The 15,764-nt window shown below is 74.1% G+C and carries 16 protein-coding genes; 4 read left to right on the plus strand and 12 right to left on the minus strand.

Translation table 11 applies throughout. The annotated features are described in order from the left end of the window. Positions 1-57: 57 nt before the first annotated feature. From OHV05_RS34070 to OHV05_RS34100, 7 genes are read right to left on the minus strand one after another with little or no spacing between them, the layout of a single operon-like run. Positions 58-1,047, minus strand: a complete 990-nt coding sequence (locus OHV05_RS34070; protein ID WP_405021172.1) for an ATP-grasp domain-containing protein — start codon at positions 1,045-1,047, stop codon at positions 58-60. After that, positions 1,044-1,598: a hypothetical protein gene (locus OHV05_RS34075; RefSeq protein WP_405021173.1), complete on the minus strand. Its 555-nt coding sequence runs from the start codon at positions 1,596-1,598 to the stop codon at positions 1,044-1,046. Before OHV05_RS34075 ends, OHV05_RS34070 begins: the two co-directional genes overlap by 4 nt. Next, entirely contained in the window at positions 1,595-2,899 is a 1,305-nt protein-coding gene (locus OHV05_RS34080; RefSeq protein WP_405021174.1) for a glycosyltransferase, read from the minus strand. The genes OHV05_RS34075 and OHV05_RS34080 overlap by 4 nt, the downstream gene beginning before the upstream one ends. Beyond that, positions 2,896-3,600: an HAD family hydrolase gene (locus OHV05_RS34085; RefSeq protein WP_405021175.1), complete on the minus strand. Its 705-nt coding sequence runs from the start codon at positions 3,598-3,600 to the stop codon at positions 2,896-2,898. Before OHV05_RS34085 ends, OHV05_RS34080 begins: the two co-directional genes overlap by 4 nt. Continuing rightward, positions 3,597-4,259 carry a PIG-L deacetylase family protein gene (locus OHV05_RS34090; protein WP_405021176.1) on the minus strand — a complete coding sequence of 221 codons (663 nt, stop codon included), beginning with the start codon at positions 4,257-4,259 and terminating at the stop codon, positions 3,597-3,599. Before OHV05_RS34090 ends, OHV05_RS34085 begins: the two co-directional genes overlap by 4 nt. Continuing rightward, entirely contained in the window at positions 4,256-5,437 is a 1,182-nt protein-coding gene (gene wecB / locus OHV05_RS34095) for a non-hydrolyzing UDP-N-acetylglucosamine 2-epimerase (protein WP_405021177.1), read from the minus strand. The genes OHV05_RS34090 and wecB overlap by 4 nt, the downstream gene beginning before the upstream one ends. Then, entirely contained in the window at positions 5,437-7,110 is a 1,674-nt protein-coding gene (locus OHV05_RS34100; RefSeq protein ID WP_405021178.1) for a purple acid phosphatase family protein, read from the minus strand. The genes wecB and OHV05_RS34100 overlap by 1 nt, the downstream gene beginning before the upstream one ends. A 258-nt stretch (positions 7,111-7,368) precedes the next feature. On the opposite strand from OHV05_RS34100, the gene OHV05_RS34105 reads away from it, so the two are divergent. Further along, positions 7,369-8,145, plus strand: a complete 777-nt coding sequence (locus tag OHV05_RS34105) for a VOC family protein (RefSeq protein WP_405021179.1) — start codon at positions 7,369-7,371, stop codon at positions 8,143-8,145. Between the two features lie 74 nt (positions 8,146-8,219). On the opposite strand, the gene OHV05_RS34110 is transcribed toward OHV05_RS34105, so the two are convergent. From OHV05_RS34110 to OHV05_RS34125, 4 genes are all read right to left on the minus strand, one after another. Next, complete coding sequence (locus tag OHV05_RS34110; protein WP_403035219.1) at positions 8,220-8,642, minus strand: hypothetical protein; 423 nt, start codon at positions 8,640-8,642, stop codon at positions 8,220-8,222. Positions 8,643-8,821: 179 nt separating this feature from the next. Then, positions 8,822-9,559 (minus strand): class I SAM-dependent methyltransferase, encoded by a 738-nt coding sequence (locus tag OHV05_RS34115; protein ID WP_405021180.1) that lies wholly within the window; start codon positions 9,557-9,559, stop codon positions 8,822-8,824. Between the two features lie 39 nt (positions 9,560-9,598). Further along, positions 9,599-10,375: an SGNH/GDSL hydrolase family protein gene (locus OHV05_RS34120; protein WP_405021181.1), complete on the minus strand. Its 777-nt coding sequence runs from the start codon at positions 10,373-10,375 to the stop codon at positions 9,599-9,601. After that, positions 10,362-10,931 (minus strand): PadR family transcriptional regulator, encoded by a 570-nt coding sequence (locus OHV05_RS34125; RefSeq protein ID WP_405021182.1) that lies wholly within the window; start codon positions 10,929-10,931, stop codon positions 10,362-10,364. The genes OHV05_RS34120 and OHV05_RS34125 overlap by 14 nt, the downstream gene beginning before the upstream one ends. Positions 10,932-11,015: 84 nt before the next feature. Between OHV05_RS34125 and OHV05_RS34130 the strand changes: the two genes are divergently transcribed. Next, complete coding sequence (locus OHV05_RS34130) at positions 11,016-11,438, plus strand: nuclear transport factor 2 family protein (RefSeq protein WP_405021183.1); 423 nt, start codon at positions 11,016-11,018, stop codon at positions 11,436-11,438. 84 nt (positions 11,439-11,522) lie between these two features. Further along, entirely contained in the window at positions 11,523-12,266 is a 744-nt protein-coding gene (locus OHV05_RS34135; protein ID WP_405021184.1) for a hypothetical protein, read from the plus strand. A gap of 82 nt (positions 12,267-12,348) precedes the next feature. Here OHV05_RS34135 and OHV05_RS34140 read toward each other — a convergent pair whose 3' ends face one another. After that, positions 12,349-13,887, minus strand: coding sequence for a carbohydrate binding domain-containing protein (locus OHV05_RS34140; RefSeq protein WP_405021601.1), 1,539 nt, complete (start codon positions 13,885-13,887; stop codon positions 12,349-12,351). Positions 13,888-14,429: 542 nt separating this feature from the next. Here OHV05_RS34140 and OHV05_RS34145 point away from each other — a divergent pair. Further along, positions 14,430-15,728 carry an ABC transporter substrate-binding protein gene (locus OHV05_RS34145; RefSeq protein ID WP_405021185.1) on the plus strand — a complete coding sequence of 433 codons (1,299 nt, stop codon included), beginning with the start codon at positions 14,430-14,432 and terminating at the stop codon, positions 15,726-15,728. Positions 15,729-15,764 lie beyond the last annotated feature (36 nt).

Consider the following 15,764-nt stretch of genomic DNA (forward strand, 5'->3'; position numbering starts at 1 on the left):
TCGTGCACGTTCGGGCCGTGGGCGGCTGCCCGAACGGGCAGCCGCCCACGGCCCGGCTCACCGGCCGGCGGCCACCAGTGCCTCGCGCTGGGCGAACCACCGCACGGTGGTCACCCCGTCCCGGCCCCGCAGGGCGTCCGGCCGGACCGGCAGGCCGAGGGTGCCCCGGAGGAACTGGCCGACCAGGTCGGCGCCGGCCGCCAGCGAGATCGGCAGCCCGCCGGAGAAGCGCGGGTTGACCTCCACCACCCGGGCCGGTCCTTCCTCGTCGAGGAAACCCTGGACGTTGCACACGCCGGTCAGGCCCAGCGCGGCCGCCAACTCCGCCACCAGGACGTCGATCCGGGCGTCCGTGAAGGTGGTGCCCCGGGTGGAGATGCCCGCCCGGGTCTGCGACCGCCAGCGCGGGACGCTGCCCAGCACCGTCCCGTCCCGGTCGATCAGGCAGTCGGCGGTGAACTCACGGCCCGTCAGCCGGGTCTGCACCAGCGGCTCCGGCACCCGCCGCAGCAGGGTCGGGAAGTCGGCCGGGTCGTCCACCGGGTACACGTCCCGGGACCCCCGGCCGAACCGTGGCTTGACGATCCACGGGCCCGGCAGCTCGCCGGGCGCCCCCAGCGCACTGCGCGGGCCCGCCACGCCCGCCGCCTCGATCCGCTCGGCGAAGGCCCATTTGTCCAGGCAGGCCGCCACCGCCTGCTCGGCGGGGAACCAGGCCGCCACCCCCTGGGCGGCGAACTCGGCCTCCAGGCCCGCCACGCGGAGCAGCTCCTCGCTCACCGTCACGACCACCGCCGCGCACCGCTGCGCCACCGCCGCCGCCAGCAGGCGGCGCGGGTAGTCGGGCGCGTCGGCGAACGGCAGCAGCACCGCCGGGTGCCCCAGGTGCAGCCCGGCGGCGTACGGGTCGCAGTCGGCGGCCACCGGGACGGCACCCAGCGCGGCCAGTTCCTCGACCACGGCGACGCCCGCCGGGCCGCCGCAGCCGGTCACCAGGACCCGGCGGCCGGCCAGGTCGGGGGCAGTGGGTCGGTCGGTCGGGTTCACGGTCGGGGTCCTTCGGTCAGCGGGGGTTCGGCGGAGCGGGCGCGCCGTCGGCCGGGCAGCCGGACGGCGATCAGCAGCAGGACGGCGGCGAGCAGCAGCGCGTACGAGAAGACGGTGCCGCCCCAGTCGTGGAAGGTGACCATGGCGGGGATGCCCGCACCCTGGCCGACCCAGAGCACGGCGGCCAGCCGGACCAGGTTGCCCAGGGCCAGTACCGACACCGCGAGCACTGCCCCGCCGACCCGCCGGCGCCGGCTGCCGCCGAGGATCAGCAGCGAGACCCCGGCCGCCGCCGCGCCCACGGTGAGGGCGGAGCAGGAGGGGGTGACCCGGATGTAGAACGGCTGGTAGCCGTGGAAGCCCCGGACCAGGTTGGTGCCGGGCACCGCGCGGGTCAGCTCCAGGCCGGTCCAGCGGGCCAGCCTGGCGGTCGCGGCCGCCTCCAGACCGGTCACCGGACCGGCCGCATACCAGCCGAGCAGGACGGTCAGCCCGACCACCGCGAGCACCCGCACCAACGGGTGGCCGAGCCGGACCCGGCGGGCGCTCACGCGGCCGCTCCCCGGGCGTTGGGCGCCTGGGCGGTGCGCTCGGTCTTCACCCAGGAGTAGCGCGAGCCGGCCCAACCGTCCAGCAGCGCACGGGTGCAGAGCAGCATCGAGACCACGAACAGGAACGGGAACAGCAGCAGCGGCAGCACCTCACGGCGGCCGGCGCCGGCCCGGATCAGGCCGCCGCCGATCTCCAGCACGGGCCCGGCCGCCATCAGCGGGGCGACCGGCCAGAGCAGACCGACGGTGGACAGCCCGGGCAGGCTCAGTTCGAGACCCGCCAGCAGCACGGCGGCCACGCACAGCACCGGCACGTGGAACACGTACAGGAACAGCAGGGCCTCCGCCTTCTCCAGCCACCCCAGGTGCGGGCTGCGCAGCAGCTGCCCCCGGTAGTCCCGGCAGACCTGCTGGTGGCCGCGGGCCCAGCGGTAGCGCTGGCGGTAGTAGGCGCCGAGCCCGGTGACGGCCAGTTCGGTGTCGACCGCCCGCTCGGCGTAGCCGATCCGACGGCCGCTCAGCCAGACCCGGAGCGAGAGGTCGGTGTCCTCGGTGACCGAGGCGACGTTCCAGCCGCCGAGCTCGCGGAGCACCTCGGTGCGCACCGCGCAGTTGGCGCCGCCGTACGCGGGCAGGCCGAACACCCGGGCCCGGCCCGCCATGTTGACCAGGTAGCCGCACAGGTAGTCCACCGCGACCAGGCGGGCGATCACGCTGTCGCCGGGATTGCGGACCACGCAGCGGCCCTGTGCGGCGGCCACCTCCGGGTCGGCGAACGGGCGGAGCAGCTCGCGCAGGCAGTCGGGGGCGGGCTGGTGGTCGGCGTCGAAGACCACCACGATCTCGCCGGTGGCCAGCTCCAACGCGTCGTTGAGCGCGGCGGACTTGCCGCCCACCGCGTCGGCGGCGCGGCGCAGCAGCTGCCAGTTCGGCCGGTCCCCGAGGGCGGCCGCCAGCAGGTCGCCGGTGCCGTCGGCGGAGCGGTCGTCGACGAAGATCACCTGGAGCCGGTCGGCCGGGTGCTCCAGCGCGGCCAGCGCGGTGGTCAGGCCGTCCACCACCTTCGCCTCGTTGTGACAGGGGATCAGCACCGTGACGCGGGGCGGGTGTACGGGCCCGGCCGGCTCGGCGGGGGCCGGGCGCAGGGCGGCGGTCAGGAAGACCAGGTGGCGCAGCAGGTAGGCGGCGAACACCGCCGTGAGCAGCAGCACGGCCGCCCGGTGCACCCAGCGCGGTACCAGCACCAGGGCCGCGACCAGCAGGGCCGCAGCGGCCAGCCGCAGCAGGACGGTCCGCCTCACCGGCCGGCCTCCCCGCCGCAGAGCGCGATCAGCTGGTCGAGCGCCTCGGCCGTGGTCGCGGCGGTGCGCCAGAGCCCGGCCGGGTCCGGCCGGCCGGCGTACTCGCCCTGGCGGACCCGCAGGGCCCGGATGCCGAGCGCGTGCGCCCCGGCCACGTCCTTGTCCGGGCGGTCGCCGACCATCACCGCGTCCGCCGCCGGACAGCCCAGCACGGCCAGGCCGTCCAGGAAGCCGGACGGGTGCGGCTTGCGGTGGCTGCGGCCGTGCGGCTGGTCCGTGCAGACCACCGCCCGCAGCGCCGGGCCGAGCCCGGTGGCGGCCAGCTTGGCCCGCTGCTGGTCCGGGTTGCCGTCGGTCAGCAGCACCACCGGGACCAGCGCGGCCAGCCGGGGCAGCCGCTCGGCCACGCCCGGGTAGGGGGCGAGCACGGTCGGGCGGAAGGTCTTGAACGCCGCCACCAGCGCGGGGGCGGCCGACGGGTCGGCGCCCAGCTCGGCCAGCGCGCCGTCGATCAGCCCGCCCCGGTCGCTGCCCGCCTCGGCGGCGCCGTGCAGCGCGGCCCGCAGGGCGGGGCCGTCCAGCCCGAGCCGGGCCCCGGCGGCGGCCACCTCGGCCCAGGCCAGGGCGAGGAACTCGGCCTGCGGGTAGAGGGTGTCGTCCAGGTCCAGCAGGACGCCCAGCGGCGCCCGGTCCGCGCTCACACCCGGCCCTCGGACCCGGCGGTGCGGCGGGGCTGAGGGATCGCCAGGGACCGGACGCTGAGCAGCGCGCGGGTCACGGAGAACCCCTCCGCCTCCGTCACCCGCGCCTGGAAGCCCCGGAACCTGGCCTGCGCGGACAGCGCCTCCAGGTCCACCCGGCTCGCGCCGATCACCTGGGAGACGTGGTGGCGCAGCAGGGTCAGCTTGTCGGGCAGCAGCCCGGTCACGTCGCCGAACACGGTGGGCTGGAACTCCAGGGTGGAGGGCGACTCGTAGTGCAGCACGCTGGACAGCGCCCGGGCGGCCGCAACCGTGGCGTCGGCGGCGGCCCGGTGGTCCTGGTGCGAGTCGGCCGGGGCGTGGGTGAGCACCAGGTCCGGGCGGACGTCGGCGAGCACCTGCCCGATCCGGTCCACCAGGGCCGGGCCGTGCACCAGTTCGCCGTCCCGGAAGCCGCCGTCGACCAGGTCGGCGCCGAGGTACTCGGCGGCCTGGCGCTGCTCCCTGGCCCGCAGGCCCGGGTCGCCGGGGCCAAGCCGGCCGTCGGTGAGCACCAGCATGGTCACCTCGGCGCCGTCCCGGCGGGCCCGCAACAGGGTGCCGCCGCAGCCGAGTTCGATGTCGTCGGGGTGGGCTCCGACGGCCAGGACGCGGGTCACGGGGAGTCCTCCTCGACGGTGCGGCGGGTGCCGGGTTCGCGCAGGGCCAGCAGGTCGTGCCGGTGACGGTCGGTCAGCAGCCGGGCGATCCGTTCGGCGGAACGCCCGTCGCCGTACGGGCAGGGCATCGCGGCGATCCGCCGCTGCTCGCCGGGGGTGAGCAGGGTGCCGGCGGCGGCCAGGGCGCGGTCCCGGTCGAGGCCGGCCAGGACGGCCTGGCCGAGCGCGACGCCCTCGGGGCGCGGAGTGCTCTCGCGGAGCACCACGGCCGGGACGCCGAACCAGCCGGCCTCCTCCTGGAGGCCGCCGGAGTCGGTGACCACCAGGGCGGAGCCCGCGATCAGCTCCAGCATCCGGCGGTGCGGCTGGGGTTCCAGCAGGGTGAGGCCCGGGTGGGTCAGCCGGTCCGTCAGGCCGAAGACGGCCAGCCGGTCGGCGGTGCGGGGGTGGACCGGGAAGACCACCGGCGCGTGCCGGTCGGCGAGTGCCCGGACCACGGTGACCAGGGCGGCCAGCCGCTCCGGGGTGTCCACGGTGCCCGGGCGGTGCGCGGTGACCAGGACGCCGCCGCGGTCGGCGGGTGCCACCGGCTCGACGCCGGAGGCCCGCAGCACGTCGCAGACGGTGTTGCCGACCAGGTGCACCGCGTTCTCGGGGACGCCCTCGCGCCGCAGGTTGGCGGCGGCACCCTCGGTGGGTGCCAGGTGCACGGTGGCCAGCGCGGCCGCCACCTTGCGGTTGGACTCCTCCGGGGAGAGCGGGTTGGCCGAGCGCAGCCCGGCCTCGACGTGGGCCACCGGGACGCCGTGCCGGCGAGCGGCCATCGCCACCAGCGGCACCGTCCAGGTGTCGCCCTGCACCACGGCCACGTCCGGCCGGTCGGCGGCGAAGTGCGCCAGGGCGCGGCCGAGCAGCGCGGCGACCCGCTCGGACTCGTCCCCGGCCAGTGTCCAGCGCTGGTCCGGTTCGACGCCCAGGCCGGTGAAGAAGGACCCGGCCATCCGCTGGTCGTGGTGCTGCCCGGTGGCGACCACCCGGACCTCGGCGCCGGCGGCGCGCAGGGCCAGGGCGACGGGGGCGAGTTTGACGATCTCCGGGCGGGTGCCCGCGAACAGGGTGGCCCGCAGGGCCCGTCCGGGGCGTGCCGCCCCGGACGGGCCTTCGTTCTGAGTGTCCATCAGGCGGACGGCACCTCGAGGCCGCTGCGGCGCTTCTGCCAGGCCAGGTAGCCCGCACCGGCGGCGAGCGCGGCGCCGGTCAGGACGGCCGGCATGCCGAACGCCGGGGTGTCCACCACGGAGGTGGTGCGGGCGATGGTGACCCGGTCGACCTCGGTGCCGGCCTTGGCGCCCTCGACCGAGATGGCCCGCATGGTCAGGGTGGCCCGGCCGCCCGGGGCGGCGGGCTTGACGTCCACCGCGATCAGGTTGTGGCCGCGGTAGCGGACCCGGGACCAGGCGACCGTCTCGGCGGTCTTGCCGCCGGAGCCGCTCCAGGCGTAGCCGGTGACCCCGGCGGAGTCGTGCACGTTGCCCGCGTAGCTCTCCGGGCCGTTGGCGGGCAGGCTGTAGAGGCTCGCGCCGCCACCGCCGGCCACCACGTACGTGGTGCCGTCGGCCACCGGGTCGACGGTGTCGCCGACCGCGACCGCGCGGGTCGCGGTGCCGCCGCGGATCGGGTCGGTCCGCTCGTACATGTGGTTGTGGCCGTTCACCACCAGGTCGACGTTGTACTTGTCGAACAGCGGGGTCCAGGAGGTGCGCACCCCGCCCTCGGAGGCGTGACTGGTGGTCACCGCGTAGGCGCAGTGGTGGAAGAAGACCACGATGAAGTCGATCGCCGGGTTGGCGCGCAGGTCCTTGAGGGTCTGCTCCAGCCAGCTGGTCTGGGCGCCGCCGGAGTAGCCCCGGTTGGCCGGGATCTCGTTGCTGACGTCGTTGGCGTCCAGCGACAGCACCGCGAGGTTGCCGTAGGTGAAGGCGTACACCGACGGGCAGTTGGCCGGGCCGTTGGTGGGCAGGTCCAGGCGCTTGGCGTGGCCGCCGTAGCCGTTGGGGGAGTACCAGGGCTCCATGTCGTGGTTGCCGGTGGCCACCATCCACGGCACCGACTGGGCGACCGGCTCGATCTGGGTCAGGTAGCTGTCCCAGACCTTCGGGTTGTACGAGTCGGTCAGGGTGCCCCGGCCGCTGGAGTCGGCGTAGCAGATGTCGCCCGCGAGCAGGTGGAACACCGGCTTCTGGGCGAGGATCTGGGTGTTCTCCAGCGCCGCCTGGGTGCTGGCGCCCTGGTCGCCCATCGCGGTGAAGGTGAACGGCTCCAGCGAGCCGCCGGAGCCGGCCGGGGCGGTGGTGAAGCTGTTCACCGGGCCGCCGGCGGCCTCCAGGCCGTCGTGGCCGATCGCGTAGTAGTAGGTGGTGCCCGGCGCGAGGCCGTCCAGCGCGGCGTGGCCGTAGAACTGGTCCAGCGGCGCGGCGGTGCCGTACTCGCTGTGCAGGCCGCGCAGGTCGCCCTGGACCAGCTGGCTCAGGTCGTTCGCCGAAGTGCCGAGCCGCAGCACCGGGTTGGAGACGGCGGCCGGGACCTGCCAGGCCACCCGCATCTGCTTGGTCGGGTCGTTGCCGAAGGCCAGGTGGCGGCCGAACGGGGTGACGGCGTCGCCGGAGGCGGCGTGCGCGGAGCTGGTCAGCAGGGTCGGTCCGACCGCGACGGCGGCGGCGCCGACGGCGCTCGCCTGGAGGAAGCGGCGGCGGGAGACGCTCTTCCTGACGTCCTGCCAGTAGTCGTACTGCTCGGCGATGGTCATCTCGTCGGCGCGGCGACGGGACACCCGGAACCCGGGGAGGTCCACCTGGTTGCCTTTCTCGGTGGTGCGGGGATTCGGAAGGGCGCGTTCCGCCCCGGTGAGGCTCGTCGGTCACCGTGACCGGCCGGGTGTCGGAGGGTGAAGCCCCGGCATTGGCCGGATGTATGTTCGGTTAAGACCGACCGGCGGTACCTCCGGGCGGGTGAACACGGACGGCCGGGAGGGCAGGGCGCCGTCGTGCGGGTGCCGGGGCGTGTAGTCGTACATACGCGTGACTCGCGAACCCCGTCCCAGGAGGCCCCCATGCTCGGTACCGACTTCCGCACCGGATCCCCCAGTTGGATCGACCTGGGGAGTCCGGACATCCCCCGGACCGCCGCCTTCTACCGGGCGGTGTTCGGCTGGGACTTCCAGCTGCTGGGGCCCGACACGGGTGGGTACGGTTTCTTCCAGGTGGACGGGAAGACCGTCGGGGCCGTCGGCGAGCTGGACGCGGGGGCGAGCTCCGGGTGGACCGTGTACTTCCAGACGGAGGACATGGACGCGACCACGCAAGGTGTGCGGGACGGCGGCGGCACGGTCCGGGTCGAGCCGATGGACGTGATGGGCGAGGGTCGGCTCGCGCAGTACACCGACCAGCAGGGCGCCGACTTCGCGGTCTGGAAGCCGGCCAGGACGCGGGGGCTGGACCTGACCTCCGCCGAGAACACCCTCTGCTGGGTGGAGCTGCACGTGGCCGACCCGGTCGCGGCCCTCGGGTTCTACCGGGGCCTGTTCGGCTGGCGCTCGAAGGAGATGTCCGTGCCCGGGATGACCTACCGGGTGGTGAGCATCGCCGACGGCGACCAGGAGGACGGTTCCTTCGGCGGTGTGGCGCCGCTGATGGAGGGTGAGACGGCGGCACACTGGGTGCCGTACTTCACCGTCGCGGACGTGGACGCCGTGGCGGACACCGCGCAGGCGAGCGGCGGTGCGGTCCTGATGCCGGGCTCGGACGTGCCGGAGGTCGGCCGGATCGCCTGGCTGACGGACCCGGCCGGGGCCGTCTTCGCGGTGCTCAAGCCCGATCCCCGGATGTGACGTCTCGGGAGTCCGGCTGACCGAACGTCAGCGCCCGGACCCCGCAAGGGGATCCGGGCGCGGCGTCGGTTCGGTCAGGAGGCGATCTGCTCGCCGGTCAGCGCCGGGACGAACTGGTCCAGCTCCGCGCGCCAGTAGCGGGCGATGTTCAGCCGGGTCGGCTTGGCCTCGCCCGGGAACTGGAAGCGCAGCGAGCTCCACAGGGTGCGGCGCTTGACCTCGGTGACCAGCGTGCGGGCCTGCTCCAGCGGGATGACGTGGACGAGCTCCTTCGGGCGGTTGGCCAGGCGGCCGGCCCGGTGCACCACGACCACGCGCTCGGTCAGCGTGACGAAGTAGTACTTGACGAAGAACTGGCCGAGCAGGCCGAGCTCGTTCATGATCCACGGGCTCGGCCCGGTGATGGTGTGGAAGGTGACGACGGCCCGGTCGGTGGGCTCGATCGCCGCGATCGCCTCGGCGACCTGCTCCTGCATGGTGGACTTGCGGATCGCCATCTGGCGTGTGCTCCCCGTTGAATTCCGGCACCGGAGTTCGATGCGCTCGGAGCCGGGACCTTAGCGGCGATCGAACGCGTGCTTCAACGGCCAAATCGGGGCATCTGTACGAAACTTCGAATTGTTCATCGGATTGATACCGACTGCGCCCCGAGGGGCGGAATCCGGATCGTCGGGCGTCACCGTTCGTCGCGGCGGCGCGCGAGATGAACGGTGATGTCGGCGGCCAGTTCGACCCGGGCGGGCAGGACCCGGCCGATCCGGTCGAACACCTCCGCCCGGTCCGGTGCGGGCAGCACGAGATAGGCCGAGACGGTCGAGAGATGGCCGAGGTAGTCGTGGGCACTCACCGTCAGACGCCGGGCGAGGACGGCCTGTCGGACGTCGGTGAACCACTCGGACCGTTCGAGTTCGGTGCCCGGCCACTGCATGGCCCGCTCCGGGGGCGTGCCGTCCGGGGACGGGATCTCGTCGGTCGCCAGGAACGGCGCCCGGGCCAGCCGGACGGCCTCCTCGACGGCCGGGTCGGCCAGCTGCACCGGACCGCCGAAGGAGGCGAACACCCCACCGGGCCGGAGCAGCGCGGCGATCCGCGGCCACCGACCCGCCGGAGCCGTCCAGTGCAGCGCCGCCGCCGCGTAGACCAGCCCGTACGTCTGGTCCGTCGGCAGTTCCTCGAACGCCAGCTGCGCCGTCCGGACCTCGGCCGGCAGGTGCCTGCGGAGCTCGGCGAGCATGGCCGGGTCGGGCTCGGTGGCGGTGACCGTGAGCCCGGGGCGGGCGAACAGGCGGGTCGCCTTGCCCGTCCCGGCGCCGATTTCGAGGGCGGTCCGGACGGGGTCTCGCGCGTACGCCGTCACCAGCCGGAAGAGCTCCTCGGGATACCCGGGCCGGAACCGTTCGTAGGATTCCGCCATCGCCCCGAAGCTCCGTGCACGATCAGACATCCGGGCGGCTCACCCGGCCAACGGCGCGAGGTGGGGGCGGCGGGCGGTGCGGTGGTCCCCGGAGGATCGGCCGCGGACCCGGCGGGCCAGCCAGGGGCCCAGGAAGTCGGCGGTCCACCGGAGTTCGGCCCGGGCGGTGCGCAGGAAGCCGGCCGGCGGGAGGGGGGAAAGGGGATCGGCCCAGCTGTCGTCGCTGTCGGGAAGGCCGAGCGCCTCGGCGAGGGCGGCGGCGATCCGGGCGTGGCCGAGCGGCCCCGCGTGCAGCCGGTCGGTGCTCCACAGCCGGGGGTCGGTGGAGACGGCCGGCCGGGCGGTGTCGGCGACCAGGACGCCGTGGCGGGCGGCCGCGGCCCGGACCCGGTCGTTGAGTTCGTGGATCCGGCCGCTGAGCGGGCGGGCGATCGGGACCAGCCGGCTGAGGTCGGGGAAGGTGGCGGTGGCCACCGTGGCCCCGGCGGCGGTGAGGGCGGCGAACATCTGCTCCAGCTCCCCGACCACCGCCTCGGCGTCGAACTTCGGCCGGAGCAGGTCGTTCACGCCGGCCACCACGGTGGCCAGGTCGGGTCGCAACTCCAGGGCGGGGGCGAGCTGTTCGGCCCGGACCTGGCCGGCCAGCCGGCCGCGGACCGCCAGGTTGGCGTACTGCAGGCCGGGGTTGGCGCGGGCCAGCCGCTCGGCCAGCCGGTCGGCGAAGCCGCGCAGGCCGACGGTGTCGTCACCGTCGCCGAGGCCCTCGGTCTGGCTGTCGCCCAGGGCGACGTACCGCTGGTGGTCAGTTCTCGACATCGGCGTGCTCTCTCGCTCTCAGGACGGCGGCGATCCGGCGGCACCAGTCCCGGGTCTCGCGCTCGTGGGTGATGCCGCGCAGGCAGGTGAGGTACGGACCGATCCGCTCGCCGTGGAGCAGGAACTCGTCCTCGTCCAGGTCGCCGCGGAGCTTCCTGAGCAGCTCACCGAGCAGTTCGACCTTGGCGGCGGCCGCGGCGGCCCGCTCGTCGAGCTGCCCGATCACCTCGGCGGTGCCGATCCGGTCCGCGTACTGGGCTTTCACCAGCAGGTCGTCGCGGATGAAGGAGGGCTTGGCCGGGGTGGCGGCGAAGGTCTCCAGCTCGGCCCGGCCGGTGGCGGTGACCTGGTAGACCCGTTTGTTGGGCCGGCCCTCCTGGACCACCCCGCGGCCGGTGATCAGCCCGGCCTGCTCCAGTTTGGCGAGCTCGGTGTAGAGCTGCTGGGGGAGCGCGTGCCAGAAGTTGGCGACGCCGATGTCGAAGGCCTTGGCCAGCTGGTAACCGCTGAACTCGCCGTCCAGCAGCGCCGCCAGGACGGCATGTCGCAGGGCCATCCGATTCCCCTTCCCTTTTCCGGTCCGTGGCTGCATCATACTCAAGAAATTGAGTAGTCACCTTCTTGAGTACCCGGGAGAGCCATGGAGACCGCCGAACGCTTCCGCGCCGCAGTGGAGAAGCGTGAACTCGCCGCCCTGGAGGAGCTGTTCACCGAGGACATCCGGTTCTACAGCCCGGTGAAGTTCACCCCGTTCGAAGGGCGGCCGATGGTGCTCGGGCTGTTCGGGGTGCTGCTCCGGATCTTCGAGGACTTCCGCTACCTCGGCAGCCTGGCGGGCACCGTGGAGACCACCGGGGACGGTGCCGAGGCCCCGTCCGTGGTGCTGCCGTTCCGGGTCACGGTGAACGGCCGGGAGATCCACGGCATCGACCTGCTCCAGTTCGACGAGGCGGGCCTGATCAAGGAGTTCACCGTGATGGTGCGCCCGCAGTCGGCGGTGCACGCCCTCGGCGAGGCGGTGCTGGCCGGACTGGTCGCCGACGGGCTGGTGCCGGGCGCCTGAGCGGCCGTCAGGCGGGCCCGGCCCCGCCCCCGTCGGTCGCTGGGGCATGGCACTAGGCTGCGTCCGATCGGTCGAGGAGGTCGGGTGTTCCGCCGTTGGTGGTTTCTGCGTCTGCTGCGGCCCGAGGAGCAGGAAGCGCGTCGGCCGGGCCGGCGTGAGTCCAAGCAGGCCCGGGAGTTGGTGCTGCGGGAGTGGGAGGTGCTCCGCGACCGGCTCGCGGAGATCGCCGCCGAGCGGGTGACGGCGGCCGGTGACGTGCTCCGGGCGGCCGAGCTGCAGCTCCCGCCGGAGGAGACCGGGGCCCGCCGGGACTACCTGTGGGCGCTGGAGGCGTACGACGCGGCGGGGCGCCTGCTGGACGAGGCCGCCGACCTGCCGGACTTGACCGCCGCCGTGGTGCTGGCCGAGCAGGCGGTCGAACGGCTGGCGGCCGCGCACGTCGCGCACGCGGGCGGGCGGCCCCGGCCGTTCGCGGTGCGGTGCTTCTACAACCCGCTGCACGGCGCCGCGGTCCGCCCGGCCGCGGGGCCGGCCGGCACCGGCCGCAAGGCCCGTCGCCGACCCACCGTCAGCGTCCGGGAGGCCGCCGCCGAGCGGCGGCCGGCCTGTCCGGCCTGCCGGAACGCGATCCTGGCGGGCCAGAGCCTGGACGTGCTGCCCGCGCTGATGCCGCGCGGGGCGCGCGGTCGGCGCGGCGGGCCGGTGCTGGTGCCGTACTACACCGTCCCGCAGCAGTACTCGCCGTGGTCGGCCACCGCCTGCGGCGCGTACGACGACCGGACGCCCGCGCTGGTGCTCCGGGGCGGGCACCGCCGTCCGCAGTCCTGACCGGGCCCGGCCCGGTGGCGGGTACCGGAGCGGGGCCCCGGGAGCGGTGAACGCTCCCGGGGCCCCGCCCGTCAGTGGGGTGTCAACGGCCCTGGAGGGACTTGACGTTGTCGCCGAAGGACCAGCCCTTCGAGCCGTCCCAGTTGATCGACCAGGTCATCAGCCCCTTGAGCCCGCCGCCGAAGGCGTTCCAGGACTGGCTGACCAGGCTCGGCGCCAGGTAGCCGCCGCCCGCGCCGGACTGGGCCGGCAGGCCGGGGACCTGCTTGTCGTAGGGCACCTTGACGGTGGTGCCCTGGATGACCAGACCGTTGTTCAGGCAGGTGGTCTGTGCGGTGAAGCCCTGGACGGTACCGGCCTGGTAGGAGTCGCCGGAGCAGCCGTACATGCTGCCGTTGTAGTACTGCATGTTCAGCCACCAGAGGCGGCCGTTGTCGACGTACTTCTTGATGATCGGGAGGTAGGAGCCCCAGATCGACCCGTAGGTGACGCTGCCGCCGGTGACGTAGGCGGTCTCGGGGGCCATCGTCAGGCCGAAGCCGGCCGGCATCTGGGCGAGCACGCCGTCGATGATGCGGATCAGGTTGGACTGGGAGGCGGACAGCGTGGTGATGCTGCCGCTGCCGGAGAGGCCGGTCTCGATGTCGATGTCGATCCCGTCGAAGTTGTACTTCTTCAGGATCGGGACGACGGTCGCCACGAACTTGTCCGCGACGGTGCTGGAGCTGAGGTCGATGCCCGCGGCGGCGCCGCCGATCGACATCAGCAGAGTCGCCCCGGCCGCCTTGGCCTGGCACATCTCGGCGGGGGTGGAGACCTTGACGCCGGCGTCCATGCCGTCCTGCCAGAGCACGGTGCCGTCGGAGAGGATCACCGGGAACGCGGCGTTGATGACGTTGTAGCCGTGTGCGGCGATCCGGCTGTCCGTGATCGGCACCCAGCCCATGCCGGGGTGGACGCCGTTGGAGGCGCCGTCCCAGTTCTCCCAGTAGCCCTGCAGGACCTTGCCCGCGGGCTTGGGCTTGGTCGGGCAGGTGTCACCCGGCGAGGTGGGGCTGGTGCTCGGCGACGGACTGGTCGACGGGCTGCTCGACGGGCTGGGGCTGGTCGAGGGGCTGCTGCTCGGTGACGGGCTGGCGGAAGGGCTGCCCGACGGGCTGGAGCTCGGCGAGGGGCTGCTGCCGCCGGGGCCGGTGAGCGACACGTCGTCGGCGTAGTAGGTCGGCTGGCCGTACCAGCCGTGCAGGAAGACGGTCACCGAGGTGGTGCTCGCCCCGGTGGCGAAGTTGACGCTGAGCTGGCCGTACGTCGCGCTGTTCGGCGTCCAGGTGGACGTGGTGCCGGTGAGACCGGTGCCGGTGGCGCCCAGGTAGACGTAGCTGCCCTGGACGTAAGCGCTCAGCGTGTACTGGGAGTTGGGCTGCACGCTGATGGTCTGGGTGCACTGGGCGCTGTCCTGGCCGCTCGGCGTGGCCTTGAGCGCGGAGCTGCCGCCGTGGACCGGGCTGCTCACCGCCGCGCCGGAGCCGGCGGTGCAGGTCCAGCCCGAGAGCCCGCTCTCGAAGCCGGGGTTGGCCACCAGGTTGGTGGCGGCGGCCCCGGCCGTGACCGAGCCGGCCATGACCAGGCCGGCACCGATGACGGCGGCGGCGCTCACCCCGGCGACGGAGCGGTTCAGGACGGACCGGCCGGGCGTGGCGTGGCTGGTCCGGTTCGGCTGTGCCGCGCGTGAGCTGGGGTGGAGTGCACCCGACGGGCGTGGAGTACGTGACCTCCGACGGAACATGCTGTGCTGCCTTCCCGCCGAACGCCATGGAAAGGACCAGTGCGTGGGGGCGTGACGCCCGGCTGTGGGTGAGGTGGGGACATGTGGGGATGTGCCGGACCGGATCGTAGAAGGGGCGGCGGGGCCCGTCAATAGGTCTGGACCATTGCGGCGATGCCGGGGCACACTGTCGGGACTGGCATCGCCGGAGTGGGCGGGTGGGTTGATGCCGCGTCAGTACCGCCGGGACGATCGTGCGGGTGCCGGTGGGGCTGTTGTTACGTGGGTGTCCGCTGGGTGTTCGTGCGTTGTCCCTCTGGTTGTGCGGCGGTGGCGTTTTGCTGTCGGGCGAGTGAGCGCGGTTCCGCGTCGCGAGCAGTCCAACGAGGGCAGGAAGCATGAGCAGGCAGACCGCGGCGGCCGGGGGAGAGACCACCGAAGGGCGGCGGGCGGGCGGACGTCGGGTGGGGTCGGTGGCGGCCGCCGCCGCGCTGTTGGCGGTGGCGGGCTGCGGCGGGCCGGCCGGTGCGGCGGGCGACGGCGAGGCACTGGTGGTGATGACCTGGGCGCCGTCCGGGACCGGTTCGGTGGACCGGCCGGGGGTGACGGCGCTGGCCGAGGAGATCGGCCGCGAGGTCAACGCCAAGGGCGGCCGGGCAGGCCGGAAGCTGAAGGTCCTCACCTGCAACGAGCACAACACGGCGGCCGGTGCCACCGCCTGTGCGCAGCAGGCCGTGGCCGCCCACGTGATCGCCGTGATCGGTTCGTACAGCCAGTTCGGTGACACCTTCATGCCCGTGCTGGGGGCGGCGGGGATCCCCTATCTCGGCGGGTACGGTGTCTCCGGTTCGGACTTCAGCAGCCCGCTGTCCTACCCGGTGGCCGGTGGCACACCGGCACTGATCGCGGGCAGCGGACGGCAGTTGGCGGCGGCCGGCTGCAAGACGGTCGCGCTGGTCCGGCCGGACACCGGCAACGGCGACACGCTCACCCGGTACCTCGCCGCGGCGGTCACCCCGGCCGGGATCAAGCTGGTCGACGTCACGGTGCCCGAGGGCGCCGGAGCCGGCGCGATGGCGGGGCCGGTGCAGAAGGCGGTCGGCGAGGACCGGGCCGGCAGCTGCGTGTCGGTGGCGCTCGGCCCCGAGCAGACGCTGCTGCTGCTGGACGCGTACCGGAAGGCGGCGCCGAAGCGCACCCAGCTGGCCTCGGTGATCGGCAGCGTCCACCAGGGGGTCATCGACTCCACCGGAGGTGCGGGCGGCCCGCTCAACGGGGCGCTGGCCACCGGGTGGTTCCCGCCGGAGGGTTCGAAGAGCTGGGACGACCTGCGGACGGCGGCCGCCGACGCGGCGACCGCGGGCGCCGCGCCGGTCGACACCACCGACCTCGCCGTGCAGACCACCTGGGTCGCCTACCAGGTGTTCCTGCAGGCGGTCGACCGGATCGCCTCGGCGGGCCAGCCGCTGACCGCGAAGGGCCTGCGCGGCCAGCTGGACAGCGGCGACTCGATCGACACCGGCGGCGTCACCCCGCCGCTGAGCTGGGGGCAGACCGACATGCTGCCCAGCGCGGAGTCGCCCCGGCTCACCAACACCTGGGTGACGTTCCAGCAGGTGAAGGGTGGTCGGCTGACGGAGCAGCAGAGCGGCTTCGTGGACGTCCGCTGGGTGCTCACCGGCGGGAAGCCGCAGTAGCCCGGACGTCGCGGGCGACGGGGGCGACGGGGGCGC

Origin of the sequence: Kitasatospora sp. NBC_00070 (genome assembly GCF_045041205.1) — a bacterium.
GTDB lineage: Bacteria > Actinomycetota > Actinomycetes > Streptomycetales > Streptomycetaceae > Kitasatospora.